A 14381-nucleotide genomic window follows, 5' to 3' on the forward strand; every position below is an offset into this window, starting at 1 on the left:
GCCGGTCGAGGCGCCGAAGAAGGCGTCCATGATGTCGCCGAGGCCGAAGCCCGCGAACGGGTCACCGCCCGCGCGTCCGCCACCCGCCGAGTCGAGCGGGTCGCCACCCAGGTCGACGACGCGGCGCTTCTCGGGGTTCGACAACACCTCGTAGGCGGCCGTCACCTCCTTGAAGCGGGCCTCCTCGTTGGGATTGACGTCCGGGTGCAGCTGCCTGGCGAGCTTGCGATAGGCGCGCTTGATCTCATCCTGTGTCGCGTTCTGCGAGACACCGAGGATGCCGTAGTAATCCCTGGCCACCTTGTTCGCTTTCGTGTTCATCTCAAGTGCAAGAAGTTTCTGGTCAACGACCTGTCAGGATCTCACCGACGTAGTTTGCGACCGCGCGCACGGCCGCCATGGTTCCGGGGTAGTCCATCCGCGTCGGTCCCACGACGCCGAGGCCCCCGAGCAGATTGTCACGGCTGCCGTAGCCGATGGACACCACCGAGGTGCTGCGCATCTCAGCGGCCTCGTTCTCCTCGCCGATGCGCACCAGCACGCGACCGGGGTCGCGCGAGGCGGCGAGCAGTTTGAGCACGATCACCTGTTCCTCGAGCGCCTCCAGCACCTGCCGGAGCGAGCCGGGGAAGTCAGTGATGTTGCGGGTGAGGTTCGCGGTGCCGCCGAGCACCAGCCGTTCCTCCGGGTGCTCCACCAGGGTCTCGATCAGCACCGTCGCGACCCGCAGCATCGGGTCGTGCAGGTCCGGCGGAACCTCCTCCGGCAGCTCGGCGACCTTGGCCGAGGCGTCGGCCAGGCGCTGACCGGCCATCGCCTGGTTCAGCACGCCGCGCAGCTTCGCGACGGCTTCCTCGCTGATCACGTCGCCCAGCTCGACGATCCGCTGGTCGACACGACCGGTGTCGGTGATCAGCACGAGCATCAGCCGTGACGGCGTGATCGGCAGCACCTCCAGGTGCCGCACGGCCGCGCGGGACAGGGTCGGCACCTGGATCACCGCGACCTGCCTGGTGAGCTGCGCGAGCAACCGCACGCTGCGGCGCATCACGTCGTCGAGGTCGAGCGCCCCGTCCAGGAAGCTGCGGATGGCCCGCTTCTCCGCCTGCGAGAGCGGCTTGATCTCGCTCAGCCTGTCGACGAAGAGCCGGTAGCCCTTGTCCGTCGGCACACGACCGGCACTGGTGTGCGGCTGGGCGATGTAGCCCTCGTCCTCCAACGCGGCCATGTCGTTGCGCACGGTCGCGCTCGACACACCCAAGTTGTGCCGTTCGACCAGCGCTTTCGAGCCGACGGGCTCCTGGTTGGACACGTAGTCGGCAACGATGGCGCGCAGCACCTCGAACCGACGTTCATCGGCGTTCACCGCTGCTCACCTCCGTGTCCACTACTCCCGAGTTTACCCAGCCGATTTCCGGCGCGGTGCCCGCTCTGAACGGCCGCGGATGTAAACACCGCAGAACTCGCCGGTTCCCTTGACTGACGACTCGGTCAACCGTTGGGTGGAGACGCCGTCGCCCCGGTTCTGTGAGGGGTGCGCATGCGCAAGTTCTGGTGTCTGCTCCTGGGAGTGATGCTGCTCGCGCCGCCTGGCGTCGCGGCGGCGCACGACTCGATCCGCAACTCGATCAGGGGCTGGACGATCCTCTCCGACAGCGACGCGGGCGCCGACGAGGTGATCGCCTCCGCCAGGAAGTACCGGGTCAACCACCTGCAGCTGTCCCACGAGGTGGTGCACGACCTGCAGGAGGTCCGCGACCCACGCAGACAGGCGCAGGTGAACCGGCTGACCGACCTGGCCCACTCGTCTGGCGTCAGAGAGGTCGCGGCCTGGGACCACGCCCTCTACAGCCTCACCTACTACCCCGCCGAGTTCCGCACCGGGCCGAACGGCACGATCGACCTCGACAACCCGGCGTTCTGGGACTGGTTCCGGGGCGACTACCGCGCGATGCTCGACCTGGTGCCGCGGGTGGACTCGATCATCCTCACGTTCATCGAGACCGGCGCCCGCGTCGAGAACCAGCACTCCACCCGTCTCAAGACCGCCGAGGAGAAGCTCGCGTACCTCGTCGACCAGATCGCATCAGTGATCGACGAACGCGGAATGCTGCTCTACCTGCGCACGTTCGGCTACTACCCGGCCGAGATGGAACGCACGATCGGCGCGATCGACCGCGTGCAGAACAAGCGCGTCCGCGTGATGGCCAAAGCGCAGCCGCACGACTTCTTCCTGACGCACCCGATCGACGTCACGGTCCCGCGCATCAAGCGCCCCGTGCTCATCGAGTACGACACCACCGGCGAGTACAACGGCCAAGGCAAGATCGCGAACGCGTTCGTCGCCGAGCACGCCGACCGCCTGCGCCACTACCGCAAGCTCCCCAACGTGATCGGCTACGTCGCCCGCACCGACCGCTACGACGAGTCGCGGATCACGAACACGCCCACCGAGATCAACCTGTTCGCGCTGAAGCGGGCATCGGAAGGCGCCTCGAACTCGCAGATCTACCTGGAGTTCGCCGCCCGCAAGTACGGGCTATTGGCAGCACCGCACGTCGCACGGGCACTGGCACGGTCACCGGAGATCATCACGTCGACGCTGTACACGTTGGGCAGCAACAGCGCGAACCACTCGCGCCTGGACTACGACCCGTACTGCTCCAGCTACCACCGCAGCGTGTCCGGCAAGTGGATCGACCCACCTGTCACACACGTCCGGCACGGCGTCAACAAGAGCTTCCACTACTGGATCGACGTCGCGAACCACCTGGCGCCGCCGCACTGCAAGACCGACGGCGTACTGCGGCGCGAGGCCGGGTACGTGCTCGACCGCGGCTGGGTCACACTCGGCAACCTGATGACGCAGGTGTACCTCGATCACCTCAACGTCGAGAAGAACCACGGCGTAAAGCTCGCCGAAGCCTCGTTGCGCGACATCGAGCACGTCCGGAAGCTGCTGCGCCCCAACGACTACACGCAGCTGAAGGCCTACTTCGAACGGACCGTGCTGACCGCCAGGCTGCACAGGGCTGTCGCCAAGGCGTACTTCGGCTACCGAATTTACGTCCAGCAGCCAGCCACATCCCTCGCACAGTCCATTTGGGACGGTCTGGACGAGGCTCAGTCCGTTGCGGCACAGGTGAGGGCGTATCCGGCGCCACCGACCGGGGAGTGGAACTGGGTGATCGACGCCGCTCAGGCCGATCTCTACGGCAAGCGGATCTCCGAGGGATGGGACCGCTATTCCAACATCAAGGTGCCACGACCTGTTTTTGTCGGTGGCGGTCGCTAGGGTCCAAACCATGGACGAGGACAGGCGCAGGCACCTGTCAGTGGTCAGGCACGGCGAGCCGCCGTCGGCACCGGGAAAGGCCTGTCTGGTGCTCGACGACGGCGAGTGGTGGCAGGGCACGGTGATCTGGGAGGCGGCCCGGCGGGAGGACGGGCTGTGGTGGGGCACCGTGACGTATCGCAAAGACGGGCAGGTCATCACCGAGGCGCGCAGTCAGCACGACCTGCGCGCCCGGTGACTACGGCAGCAGCCGCCTGACGACGGCGTCGGCGAGCAGGCGACCCCGGTCGGTCAGCACGCAGCGGTCGTCGAGCGGTTCGAGCAACCCGTCGGCGACCGCCGACAGAGCCTCTGAACGGCCGGCGGTGTCCAGCACCTCGATCGGCAGACCTTCGGCGAGGCGCAGCTCCAGCAGCACCCGCTCCACCCGCCGGTCCTCGTCCGACAACACCTCACGCCCGGCCGCGGGCGACTTGCCCTCGGCCAGCAGGGACGAGTAGCGAGCAGGGTGCTTCACGTTCCAGAAGCGCACGCCGCCGACGTGGCTGTGCGCGCCGGGCCCGAAGCCCCACCAGTCGGCGCCCTTCCAGTACAGGACGTTGTGCTGGCACTGCGCCTCAAGAGAGGTGGCCCAGTTCGAGACCTCGTACCAGGAGAAGCCCGCGCCGGAGAGCGCCGAGTCGACCATCTCGTAGGACGAGGCCAGCACGTCGTCGTCGGGCATCGGGAGGTCGCCGCGGCGGATGCGGCGGGCCAGGCCGGTGCCGTCCTCCACGATCAACGCGTAGGCGGAGACGTGGTCGACGCCGGCATCCAGCACCGCGTCCAGGGACGCCTTCAGATCAGCGGGCTGCTCCCCCGGCGTGCCGTAGATCAGGTCGAGGTTCACGTGCTCGAAGCCGGCCGCGCGGGCCTCCCTGGCGGCGTCCACCGGACGGCCAGGCGTGTGCTTGCGGTCCAGGACCTGCAGCACGTGGCGAGCTGCCGACTGCATACCAAGGGAGACGCGGGTGTATCCCGCATCACGTATACCGGCGAAGAACGACGGCGACGTCGACTCCGGGTTCGACTCCGTCGTCACCTCGGCGCCAGGAGCCAGGCCGAACGACTGATATATCGCATCCAATACATCAGACAGGCCCGAGGCGCCCAGCAGCGACGGGGTACCACCGCCGACGAACACTGTCGACGCGGGCACCGGAGATCCGAGAACGGAAGCGGCCAGGTCCAGCTCGCGGCGCAGACCCTCCAGCCACGACTCCGGCGACGCCGAGGTTCCCAGCTCGCCGGGCGTGTAGGTGTTGAAGTCGCAGTAGCCGCACCGGGTGGCGCAGAACGGCACGTGGACGTAGATGCCGAACGGGCGGGTACCGACGCCGGACAGGGCATCCTGAGGAAGCGAACCGTCGGCGGGCGCGGGCTCGCCTTCGGGCAAAGCGGAGGGCATGACGCTCAGTGTCCACCACGGCGCCCGAACGGCGGTGCCCAGCCAGTGCACATCTCTGTCGGTGACAGAAGTATCACTCTGCGAAACCGGCCGAGAATGTCAACTTCCCCAGCAAAATCCCAGCATGCGGTTGGCGGTGGACCATGCTCTGGACGCCAGGCACACTGAGGTCATGCCTTCGACTGGAGTCCGCCTCGTGGCCCGCCGCCACGTCGACTTCCGTCGTGTTTCCAGCGCGATGTGCCGTTGCACGGCATGACCGCGCGCTGATTTGTTCCCGTCGGCGCCCGGCGCGCTGACGAGACCCCCACCACAAGCACCTCCGGGCTCGCACGCGCACCTGGCGCCTCGAACCCCGGAGGATGGCGATGGTCCCGCCGCAGACGTCACCGCGCGCCAAGCAGCGTCGCGGCGAGGGGCAGTGGGCGCTCGGTTACCGAGAGCCGCTGAACCCCAACGAGCGGAGCAAGAAGGACGACAACCCGCTCAACGTCCGCGCCCGCATCGAGAACATCTACGCCCACGGCGGTTTCGACTCGATCGACCCGGCCGACCTGCGCGGACGGTTCCGCTGGTACGGCCTGTACACGCAGCGCAAGCCCGGCATCGACGGCGGCCGCACGGCCACGCTGGAGCCGGAAGAGCTGGACGACGAGTTCTTCATGATGCGCGTCCGCAGCGACGGCGGTGCGCTGTCTACGCAGCAGCTCAAGGTCCTTGGCGAGATCTCCCAGACGTACGCCCGCGACACCGCTGACATCACCGACCGGCAGAACATCCAGTACCACTGGATCCAGATCGAGGACGTTCCCAAGATCTGGCAGCAGCTCGAAGATGTCGGGCTCACCACGATGGAGGCGTGCGGTGACAGCCCGCGTGTCATCCTCGGTTCGCCCGTGGCGGGCATCTCCACCGACGAGGTCATCAACGGGCAGCCGGCGATCGACACGATCCTCGAGCGCTACATCGGCGACCCGCGGTTCTCCAACCTGCCGCGCAAGTTCAAGACCGCCATCTCCGGCCTGCAGGACGTCGCGCACGAGATCCACGACGTCGCGTTCGTCGGAGTCAACCACCCCGAGCACGGACCCGGCTTCGACCTGTGGGTCGGCGGCGGCCTGTCCACGAACCCCATGCTGGGCAAGCGACTCGGCGCGTGGGTGCCCCTCGACGAGGTGCCGGAAGTGTGGGAAGCCGTCATCAGCGTCTTCCGCGACTACGGCTACCGCAGGCTGCGGCACCGCGCGCGCATCAAGTTCCTCGTCGCCGACTGGGGCCCTGAGAAGTTCCGCCAGGTCATGGAGGACGAGTACCTCAAGCGCAAGATGATCGACGGCCCCGCGCCGGAAGTCCTTGCGCAGCAACTCGACCACATCGGTGTGCACGAACAGAAGGACGGCCTCTTCTACGTCGGCGCCGCACCGGTCGCTGGCCGGGTGTCCGGCACGATCCTCGTCGAGATCGCGAAGTTCGCCGAACGCGCCGGCTCCACCCGCGTCCGGTTCACTCCGCAGCAGAAGATCATCGTGCTCGACGTCCCCGAGTCCGAGGTCAAGACGCTCAAGAGCGACCTCGCCAAGCTGGGCCTGCAGACCGATCCGTCGCCGTGGCGGCGCGGTGTGATGGCGTGCACCGGCATCGAGTTCTGCAAGCTCGCGATCGTCGAGACCAAGGCCCGTGCCAACGACCTCGTCACGCAGCTCGAAGCCAACCTCAAGGACATCGTCGACGGCGTCACCGCGCCGATCACCGTGCACATCAACGGCTGCCCCAACTCCTGCGCCCGCATCCAGACCGCGGACATCGGGCTCAAGGGCCAGATCGTCACGGACGACGAGGGCAACCAGGTCGAGGGCTTCCAGGTGCACCTCGGCGGCGGTCTCGGCCTCGACGCCGGTTTCGGCAGGAAGCTGCGCGGCCACAAGGTCACCGCGAACGAGCTCGCCGACTACGTCGAACGGGTTGTGCGGAACTTCGTTGCCCAGCGCGAGGAAGACGAGCGCTTCGCGCAGTGGGTGGCGAGGGCCGAAGAGGGTGACTTGAAGTGACCGAACGCGCGACGCCGTTCTACTGCCCCTACTGCGGCGACGAGGACCTCCGGCCGCAGGAGGAACCCAGCTACGCGTGGCTGTGCGCCGGTTGCCGGCGCGTCTTCAAGGTCCAGTTCGTCGGGCTCAACCTGCCGCAGGAGGTGAAGAAGTGAGCGATCTCAAGGAAGATCTCAAGATCGTCGCTGAGGCGGCCGAGCAGGAGCTCAGGGACGCCACCGCGATCGAGGCCCTGGAGTGGACCGCGCGGACGTTCGGCGACAACTACATCGTCGCGTCGAACATGCAGGACGCCGTGCTGATCGACCTCGCAGCCAAGGTGAAGCCGAACTTCGACGTGCTGTTCCTGGAGACGGGCTACCACTTCCCGGAGACCATCGGCGTGCGTGACGCCGTCGGTGTCGTCTACCCGGACGTGCGCATCGTGAACGCCGCGGCCGAGCAGTCCGTGGCGGACCAGGAGGCCGAGTTCGGCCTGCTGTACCAGACGGATCCGGCCAAGTGCTGCAACCTGCGCAAGGTGGTTCCTCTGCGCAGGGAGCTCGCGAAGTACGACGCGTGGGTTACCGGTGTGCGCCGCGTGGACGCGCCCACCCGCGCGAACACGCCGATCGTCCAGTGGGACGACCGCAACGGCCTGGTGAAGATCAACCCGATCGCGCCGTGGAGCGATGACGAGTTCAACGCCTACATCCGCGAGAAGGGCATCCTCGAGAACTTGCTGGTGCAGGAGGGATATCCCTCGATCGGCTGCCTACCGTGCACCGCGAAGCCGTTGCCGGGGCAGGACGCCCGCAGCGGCCGGTGGGCCGGCCAGTCGAAGACGGAATGTGGGTTGCACGGATGACCGTCACAAAGACACTGGACACCTTGGGGCGCCTCGAATCGGAGGCGATCCACATCTTCCGCGAGGTCGCGGGCGAGTTCGACCGGCCGGTGATCCTCTTCTCCGGTGGCAAGGACTCCACGCTCCTGCTGCACCTCGCGATCAAGGCGTTCTACCCGGCGCCGGTGCCGTTCCCGCTGCTGCACGTCGACACCGGGCACAACTTCGACGAGGTCATCGAGTTCCGCGATCGTGTTGTCGCACAACATGGTCTGCGTCTCGAGGTCGCGAAGGTCCAGGACTGGATCGACGACGGCCGCCTGGAGGAGCGCCCGGACGGCACGCGCAACCCGCTGCAGACCGTGCCGCTGCTCGACTCGATCACCGCGCACAAGTTCGACGCGGTGTTCGGCGGCGGCCGCAGGGACGAGGAACGGGCCCGCGCCAAGGAGCGGATCTTCAGCCTGCGCACGGCTTTCGGCCAGTGGGACCCGAAGCGCCAGCGGCCAGAGCTGTGGAACCTCTACAACGGCAGGCACCGCGCCGGTGAGCACGTCCGCGTCTTCCCGCTGTCCAACTGGACCGAGCTCGACGTGTGGAACTACATCGAGCGCGAGGGCATCGAGCTGCCGGACATCTACTACTCGCACGAGCGCGAGGTGTTCCTGCGCGACGGCATGTGGCTCGCCGAAGGCCCGTGGGGCACCGCCCGTGAAGGCGAAACGTTGCTGCGCAAGACGGTCCGCTATCGCACGGTCGGTGACGGCTCCTGCACGGGCGCCGTCGAGTCCGACGCCGCCGACATCCACGCGGTGATCGCCGAGGTCGCCGCGTCACGACTGACCGAGCGCGGCGCCACGCGTGCCGACGACCGGCTGTCCGAGGCCGCCATGGAAGACCGCAAGCGGGAGGGTTACTTCTAAATGAGCGACCTGTTGAGGCTGGCCACGGCGGGAAGTGTGGACGACGGCAAGTCCACGCTCGTCGGCAGGCTGCTCTACGACACCAAGTCCGTGCTCGCGGACACGCTCGACGCCGTGCACCGCGCGAGCGCCGACCGCGGTCTCGCGACCCCGGACCTGTCGCTGCTGGTCGACGGCCTGCGGTCGGAGCGGGAGCAGGGCATCACGATCGACGTGGCGTACCGCTACTTCGCCACGCCCAAGCGATCGTTCGTGCTCGCGGACACCCCCGGCCACGTGCAGTACACCCGCAACACCGTCACCGGCGCCTCGACCGCGCAGCTCGCGGTACTGCTCGTCGACGCGCGCAAGGGCGTCATCGAGCAGACCCGGCGCCACGCCGCGGTTCTCGCACTGCTGGGCGTGCCTCGCCTGGTGCTGGCGGTCAACAAGATCGACCTCGTGGACTACGACGAGGTGACGTTCTCTCGCATCGCCAAGGAGTTCACCGCTCACGCCACCGCGCTCGGCTACACCGAGGACGCGGTCGTCGAGATCCCGGTTTCCGCTCTGGCCGGCGACAACGTCGTGGACAAGTCCGCGAACACGCCGTGGTACGACGGCCCGACCCTGCTGGAGCACCTGGAGAACGTGCCGGTCGAGCCGGACCCGCACGACGCGCCGTTCCGCTTCCCGGTGCAGTACGTGATCCGCCCGCGCACCGCAGAGCACCTGGACTACCGGGGTTACGCCGGTCTGGTCGCGGCGGGCACGATCAAGCCGGGTGACGAGATCGTCGTGCTGCCGTCGGGCCGCCGCTCGACCGTCACGAAGATCGACACGGCCGACGGCGAACTGACCGAGGCTGCGGCGGGCCAGTCGGTCACGTTGCTGCTGGCCGACGACATCGACATCTCGCGCGGCGACCTGATCTCGGTGGCGGGCAACGAGCCCAAGGTCACCGACGAACTGGACGCCACCCTGTGCTGGCTCGCGGAGAAGCCGCTGCGGCCCGGCGCCCGAGTTCTCGTCAAGCACGGCACGCGCACCGTGCAGGCGATGGTCACCGAACTGCGCGACCGCTTCGACGAGCAGAAGCTGTCCAGTGTGGACAGCCCCAGCTCGTTGGAGCTAAACGAGATCGGCCGAGTGGCTCTGCGTCTGGCGGAACCCGTTCCGCTGGACGACTACAGCTTCAGCCGGCGCACCGGGTCCTTCCTGGTGATCGACGCGAGCGATGGCTCGACGCTCGCCGCCGGCCTGGTCGGGGCTCCGCTGCCGCTGCTCGAGGACGGCTTGGAGAGCTGTACCGGGGGTAGCGCGGCTACCCCTGACGCTCACGCCCTCGTCTCCCCCGGTCCCTGAAAGGCCATGCCGACGTGAACCTCAAGCCCGCAATCGCCATCGCGCTCATCGCGCTGACGGCACTGTCCGGTTGCAGCCGCCGCGGCACCGAAGACGCGCCCGCCGCCCAGTCGAAGGGTGCCGCGACCGAGGTTCGCCTCGGGTACTTCCCGAACGTCACCCACGCCGCCGCGCTGATCGGCGTCGAAAAGGGTTTGTTCGCCAAGGAACTCGGCAACACCAAGCTGACCACGCAGACGTTCAACGCCGGTCCGGACGAGGTGAACGCGCTGCTGGGCGAGTCGCTCGACATCGCCTACATCGGTTCCGGCCCGGCGATCAACGCCTACGCGAAGTCCAAGGGCGAGGCCGTGAAGCTCATCGCGGGCGCCACCTCGGGTGGCGCGCAGCTCGTGGTGAAGCCCGAGATCAACTCGATCGAGGACCTCAAGGGCAAGGTCGTCGCCACTCCGCAGCTCGCGAACACGCAGGACGTGTCGCTGAAGAAGTACTTGGCGGAAAAGAACCTCACCGGTCAGGTCACCGTCCAGAACGTGGAGAACGCCGCCACGCTCGACCTGTTCAAGAAGGGCGACGTCCAGGCCGCCTGGGCGCCGCAGCCGTGGGCGGCGCGCCTCGTCGCCGAGGCCGGCGCGAAGGTGCTGCTGGACGAGAAGACGCTGTGGGAGGGCGGGCAGTTCCCGACCACGGTGGTCATCGTGCGGACGAAGTTCCTGCAGGAGCACCCGGAGACGGTCGAGGCCGTGCTCAAGGGTCACGTCGCGGCCACCGACCGGGCGAAGGCGAACAAGGACGACGCGAAGACGACCGTCAACGCGGCGCTGGAGAAGCTCACGTCCAAGAAGCTCGGCCAGAAGATCCTCGACGCCGCGTGGGACAACATCGAGCTGACCACCGACGCGCAGGCCAAGCAGTTCCCGCAGCTCGCGAAGGACGCGGTGACCGCAGGCGTGGCCAAGGAGGCCGCGAGTGTCGCCGGGTACGCCGACTTCACGTTGCTGAACAAGGTTCTTCAGGCACAGGGCAAGCCGCAGGTGCAAGCAGCCGGACTGGACCAGAAGTAACTTCCGAGGGGAACACGGACATGACCGCCACGCTCGAGACCACTGTTCTGTCTACTGTGGATACTGCCGTTGAACTGGCCGGCGTCCGCAAGGTGTTCGGCCACGGCAACTCGGCTGTGGTGGCGCTCGACGGCGTCGACCTGAAGGTCAAGCCGGGCGAGTTCGTGTGCCTTCTCGGCGCGTCGGGCTGCGGCAAGAGCACGCTGCTGAACATCGTCGCCGGCCTGGACGGCGCGACGTCGGGTGAGTTGCAGCTCAACACGTCGCGCCCGGCCGTGATGTTCCAGGAGCCCGCGCTCATGCCGTGGCTCACCGCTGCCCGCAACGTGGAACTGGCGCTGCGCTTCGCCGGCGTCGGCCGGTTGGCGCGCAAGCGTCGTGCGCTGGAGCTGCTGAAGCTGGTGCGGCTCGGCGACGTCGCGGACAAGCGTCCGCACGAGCTTTCCGGTGGCATGCGTCAGCGCGTGGCTCTGGCTCGCGCACTGGCGTCCACCACCGTCTCTCCCGACGGCGCTCCCGCTCTGCTGCTGATGGACGAGCCGTTCGCGGCTCTGGACGCCATCACGCGTGACGTGCTGCAAAGCGAGCTGCTGCGCGTGTGGGAGACCACGAACACCGCGATCATCTTCGTGACGCACGACGTGCGCGAGGCCGTCCGCCTCGGCCAGCGCGTCGTGCTGCTGTCCTCGCGCCCCGGCCGCGTGGTGCGCGAGTGGGACGTCACGGACTCCAAGAACAACACTGACACGGTGGACGAGATCAACACCCATCTGCGAGAGGTCATCAGTGGCCACGCCTCCTGACACGCTCGACAAGGTCGGCGCCGGCCTCGACGCGCTGGATGTGCCCGCTGAGGCGCACAAGCCGCCGATCTGGCGCCGTTTCCTCAAGACCGGCGTGCCACCGATCATCGCTTTCGCACTGCTCTTGGGCGTGTGGCAGGCGTTGTGGGCGTCGGCTCTGCTGCCGGAGTTCCAGCTGCCGGCACCGGTCGACGTGTGGAACGAGATCGTCCGCTCGGTGTCGACCGGCGAGGCGTTCAGCATCCTGTGGACCTCGTTGCACCGCGCGGTGTTCGGGTTCATCGCGGCGGTGCTGATCGCGACGCCGCTGGGGTTGCTGATCGCCAAGGTGCGGGTGGTGCGCGCGGCGATCGGGTCGTTGCTGACGGGCCTGCAGTCACTTCCCTCGGTGGCCTGGGTTCCGGCGGCGATCCTGTGGTTCGGCGTGACGCCGTCGACGATCTACTTCGTCGTGCTGATGGGATCGGTGCCGTCGATCGCCAACGGCCTGGTGGCCGGCATCGACCAGATCCCGCCGCTGCTGCCTCGCGTCGGACGTGCCCTGGGCGCGGGACGGCTGGCGTCGGCCCGGCACATCCTGCTGCCCGCCGCTCTGCCGGGGTATCTGGCGGGTCTGAAGCAGGGCTGGGCTTTCTCGTGGCGCTCGCTGATGGCCGCCGAGATCATCGCGACCTCGCCCCAGTTGGGCACCGGTCTCGGGCAGTACCTGCACAACGGGTCGTCCTTGAACGACATCAACATGGTGATCGCGGCGATCTTCCTGATCCTGTTGGTGGGCATCGGAATCGAGCTGCTGCTGTTCCGGCCGTTGGAGCGCGCTGTGCTGCGGGCCCGTGGACTGACTGGAGCGCTGTGATTCCGCTCGTCGCTGTCGCGCACGGCAGTCGTGATCCCCGATCGGCCGCGTCGATCCACTCCTTGCTGGACGTCGTGCGGTCGTTGCGGCCGGAGCTGGACGTGCGCGGCTGCTTCCTGGATCTCTGCGCGCCTCGGTTGAGCGATGTGCTGCGCGGGCCCGCGGTGGTCGTTCCTTTGTTGCTGGGCAAGGCTTATCACGCACGTGTCGACGTTCCGGCCGCAGTCGCCGAGTCACGCGTGCCTGCGGTCGTGACGGACGTGCTGGGGCCGGACCCGCGGCTGGAGTCCGCGGCTTTGCGGCGGCTCTCCGAGGCCGGCGTCTCCTTCGGCGACAGGTCCCTGGGCGTGGTGCTCGCCGGTGCCGGCTCCTCGCACGGCCCGGCCAACGAAGCCGTGGCGCCGCGTCGCCCGGCGGTGGGCCTCGCGAGTCCGGGTGGGCCGGGGTCGAGGCGGCGTTCGCGTCGATCGCCTCGCCTGCCGTTCCGGAGGCGATCGAGCGGTTGCGTTCTCGTGGGGCTTCGCGGATCGCTGTCGCGTCGTGGTTCCTCGCGCCGGGGTTGCTGCCGGACAAGGTCGCCTCGCTGGCTCCTGGTGCGCTGGTGGCGCGCCCGTTGGGTGACGACGTCGAGGTCGCGCAGCTGGTGCTGGACCGGTACGACGAGGCGTTGGCGCGGCAGTCGGTCGCCGCCTGACTCGGAGGTATGGCTGGGGTGTTGGGTGCAGTTGCGCGCCTGTCGATCTTGAGTTGGCGGTACTTGCAGTCGCTCCAACAGTTTCGGTGATCGCGGTGAACGACGCGGTCGCGTGGTGCCGGTAGCGACTGGAAGCGACTCAACACACCGTCCATCGGCACCGTCGATCTGGGGCAGGTCCGGAAAGCGCGAAGCCCAGGCAGCAACCGTCCGGAAGCGCACCTGGGCTCACTTCCTCCGTCTAGTGGCGGAGGCGATGCGAACACCATAGCGCATTTGGATCCAACTGATGCGGCCCTGACACCCCTGCGGGCGCCGCCACAAGATCGAATGTGCAGAGCCGTTCGGGCGATGTGAACTGTGAACTGTTGACGTGAAACCTACTCATGAGTAGTCAAGTGGTTACGCCGCGCGCTGGAAATGTCCCTCGTCCACTCATCGGGGAGAGGTCATGAAGCTAGCCGGAATCGCATCGCTCGTACTGGTACCGATGCTGATGTTCGCCACCAACGCGTCAGCAGCTCCGCAGACGATCACTTACAAGCTCAGGGCGAGCGCCGCCGGGCAGTCGTCGGACTTCACGCTCGACCAGGGTGTCGACGCCTCGGCTCCGGCGAGCGTCGCGCCCAACGGCACCCTCAAGGTCACCATCGACCCCGCGCCCAACAAGATCCCGGCCGAGGCCGGTGGCCGGCAGGTGCGTGAGATCAAGGGACTGGCGCTCAAGCTGCCGGTGCCCGGCAACTCGAAGTTCCAGTCCGCGTCGCTGTCCGGCGGCGCAGGGCTCGGTGGCACGCCGACGATCGCCTTGCAGGGCAACGACGTCGTGCTGAGCGTGCCCGGTCCGATCAAGGGCGGCGCCGACTTCGAGCTGCCGACCGTCACGATCAACCTGCAGGCCGGTGGCACCGGCACGATCACCACGAAGCTGGGTGGCACCAGCTACGACGCTCCCGGCTTGACCTTCACCGCCGTCGTCACGGTCATCGGGTTCCCGATCGACGCCGCCGCGAAGGGCTACCCGGACCCCAGCCCCGTCCTGACGACCACGACCATCGGCTAGAAGCCCTGATGCCCCCAC

General features: G+C 67.7%; 15 protein-coding genes and 1 pseudogene. 13 read left to right on the forward strand and 3 right to left on the reverse strand.

Features of this window, described 5'->3' with window-relative positions; translation table 11 throughout:
• Nucleotides 1-300: DnaJ domain-containing protein (locus FXN61_RS20550; RefSeq protein ID WP_167975709.1), on the reverse strand; the 300-nt coding region annotated here is incomplete at its 3' end.
• 43 nt (nt 301-343) lie between these two features.
• A complete protein-coding gene (hrcA, locus tag FXN61_RS20555; RefSeq protein ID WP_167975674.1) occupies nt 344-1366 on the reverse strand; it encodes a heat-inducible transcriptional repressor HrcA in 1023 nt (340 codons plus the stop codon).
• Nucleotides 1367-1540: 174 nt separating this feature from the next.
• Here hrcA and FXN61_RS20560 point away from each other — a divergent pair, with 174 nt between their 5' ends.
• Together FXN61_RS20560 and FXN61_RS20565 are read left to right on the forward strand one after the other, a co-directional pair.
• Entirely contained in the window at nt 1541-3295 is a 1755-nt protein-coding gene (locus tag FXN61_RS20560) for a hypothetical protein (RefSeq protein ID WP_223165529.1), read from the forward strand.
• Nucleotides 3296-3305: 10 nt separating this feature from the next.
• Nucleotides 3306-3533 carry a hypothetical protein gene (locus tag FXN61_RS20565; RefSeq protein ID WP_167975675.1) on the forward strand — a complete coding sequence of 76 codons (228 nt, stop codon included), beginning with the start codon at nt 3306-3308 and terminating at the stop codon, nt 3531-3533.
• Here FXN61_RS20565 and hemW read toward each other — a convergent pair whose 3' ends face one another.
• On the reverse strand, nt 3534-4742 hold the full coding sequence (hemW, locus tag FXN61_RS20570; RefSeq protein WP_167975676.1) for a radical SAM family heme chaperone HemW: 1209 nt from the start codon (nt 4740-4742) through the stop codon (nt 3534-3536).
• Nucleotides 4743-4914: 172 nt separating this feature from the next.
• On the opposite strand from hemW, the gene FXN61_RS56425 reads away from it, so the two are divergent.
• From FXN61_RS56425 to FXN61_RS20620, 11 genes and pseudogenes are all read left to right on the forward strand, one after another.
• A complete protein-coding gene (locus tag FXN61_RS56425) occupies nt 4915-5001 on the forward strand; it encodes a putative leader peptide (RefSeq protein ID WP_376770691.1) in 87 nt (28 codons plus the stop codon).
• A 109-nt stretch (nt 5002-5110) separates the two neighbouring features.
• Nucleotides 5111-6790 (forward strand): nitrite/sulfite reductase, encoded by a 1680-nt coding sequence (locus tag FXN61_RS20575; protein WP_281360556.1) that lies wholly within the window; start codon nt 5111-5113, stop codon nt 6788-6790.
• Nucleotides 6787-6945, forward strand: a complete 159-nt coding sequence (locus tag FXN61_RS20580; RefSeq protein WP_167975678.1) for an Insertion element protein — start codon at nt 6787-6789, stop codon at nt 6943-6945. The genes FXN61_RS20575 and FXN61_RS20580 overlap by 4 nt, the downstream gene beginning before the upstream one ends.
• On the forward strand, nt 6942-7637 hold the full coding sequence (locus FXN61_RS20585) for a phosphoadenylyl-sulfate reductase (RefSeq protein WP_167975679.1): 696 nt from the start codon (nt 6942-6944) through the stop codon (nt 7635-7637). Before FXN61_RS20580 ends, FXN61_RS20585 begins: the two co-directional genes overlap by 4 nt.
• Entirely contained in the window at nt 7634-8539 is a 906-nt protein-coding gene (gene cysD / locus FXN61_RS20590; RefSeq protein ID WP_188135293.1) for a sulfate adenylyltransferase subunit CysD, read from the forward strand. Before FXN61_RS20585 ends, cysD begins: the two co-directional genes overlap by 4 nt.
• A complete protein-coding gene (locus tag FXN61_RS20595) occupies nt 8540-9883 on the forward strand; it encodes a sulfate adenylyltransferase subunit 1 (protein WP_167975681.1) in 1344 nt (447 codons plus the stop codon).
• Between the two features lie 14 nt (nt 9884-9897).
• Nucleotides 9898-10947, forward strand: a complete 1050-nt coding sequence (locus tag FXN61_RS20600) for an ABC transporter substrate-binding protein (protein WP_167975682.1) — start codon at nt 9898-9900, stop codon at nt 10945-10947.
• A 20-nt stretch (nt 10948-10967) separates the two neighbouring features.
• A complete protein-coding gene (locus tag FXN61_RS20605) occupies nt 10968-11750 on the forward strand; it encodes an ABC transporter ATP-binding protein (RefSeq protein ID WP_167975683.1) in 783 nt (260 codons plus the stop codon).
• Complete coding sequence (locus tag FXN61_RS20610; RefSeq protein ID WP_167975684.1) at nt 11734-12606, forward strand: ABC transporter permease; 873 nt, start codon at nt 11734-11736, stop codon at nt 12604-12606. The genes FXN61_RS20605 and FXN61_RS20610 overlap by 17 nt, the downstream gene beginning before the upstream one ends.
• Nucleotides 12603-13300 (forward strand): annotated as a pseudogene (locus FXN61_RS56430) (sirohydrochlorin chelatase). Before FXN61_RS20610 ends, FXN61_RS56430 begins: the two are co-directional and overlap by 4 nt.
• Before the next feature lie 451 nt (nt 13301-13751).
• Nucleotides 13752-14363 carry a cyclase gene (locus FXN61_RS20620; RefSeq protein WP_167975685.1) on the forward strand — a complete coding sequence of 204 codons (612 nt, stop codon included), beginning with the start codon at nt 13752-13754 and terminating at the stop codon, nt 14361-14363.
• Nucleotides 14364-14381: the final 18 nt, after the last annotated feature.

Origin of the sequence: Lentzea indica, assembly GCF_012184385.1 — a bacterium.
In the GTDB taxonomy this organism is placed as follows: domain Bacteria; phylum Actinomycetota; class Actinomycetes; order Mycobacteriales; family Pseudonocardiaceae; genus Lentzea; species Lentzea indica.

What these genes read in the sequence shown, in the direction of transcription:
- FXN61_RS20560 (WP_223165529.1), top strand. Translation starts at nt 1,541, where the DNA reads ATGCGCAAGTTCTGGTGTCTGCTCCTGGGAGTGATGCTGCTCGCGCCG.
- hemW (WP_167975676.1), bottom strand. Translation starts at nt 4,742, where the DNA reads ATGCCCTCCGCTTTGCCCGAAGGCGAGCCCGCGCCCGCCGACGGTTCG.
- FXN61_RS56425 (WP_376770691.1), top strand. Translation starts at nt 4,915, where the DNA reads ATGCCTTCGACTGGAGTCCGCCTCGTGGCCCGCCGCCACGTCGACTTC.
- cysD (WP_188135293.1), top strand. Translation starts at nt 7,634, where the DNA reads ATGACCGTCACAAAGACACTGGACACCTTGGGGCGCCTCGAATCGGAG.
- FXN61_RS20595 (WP_167975681.1), top strand. Translation starts at nt 8,540, where the DNA reads ATGAGCGACCTGTTGAGGCTGGCCACGGCGGGAAGTGTGGACGACGGC.
- FXN61_RS20605 (WP_167975683.1), top strand. Translation starts at nt 10,968, where the DNA reads ATGACCGCCACGCTCGAGACCACTGTTCTGTCTACTGTGGATACTGCC.
- FXN61_RS20575 (WP_281360556.1), top strand. Translation starts at nt 5,111, where the DNA reads ATGGTCCCGCCGCAGACGTCACCGCGCGCCAAGCAGCGTCGCGGCGAG.
- FXN61_RS20620 (WP_167975685.1), top strand. Translation starts at nt 13,752, where the DNA reads ATGAAGCTAGCCGGAATCGCATCGCTCGTACTGGTACCGATGCTGATG.
- FXN61_RS20565 (WP_167975675.1), top strand. Translation starts at nt 3,306, where the DNA reads ATGGACGAGGACAGGCGCAGGCACCTGTCAGTGGTCAGGCACGGCGAG.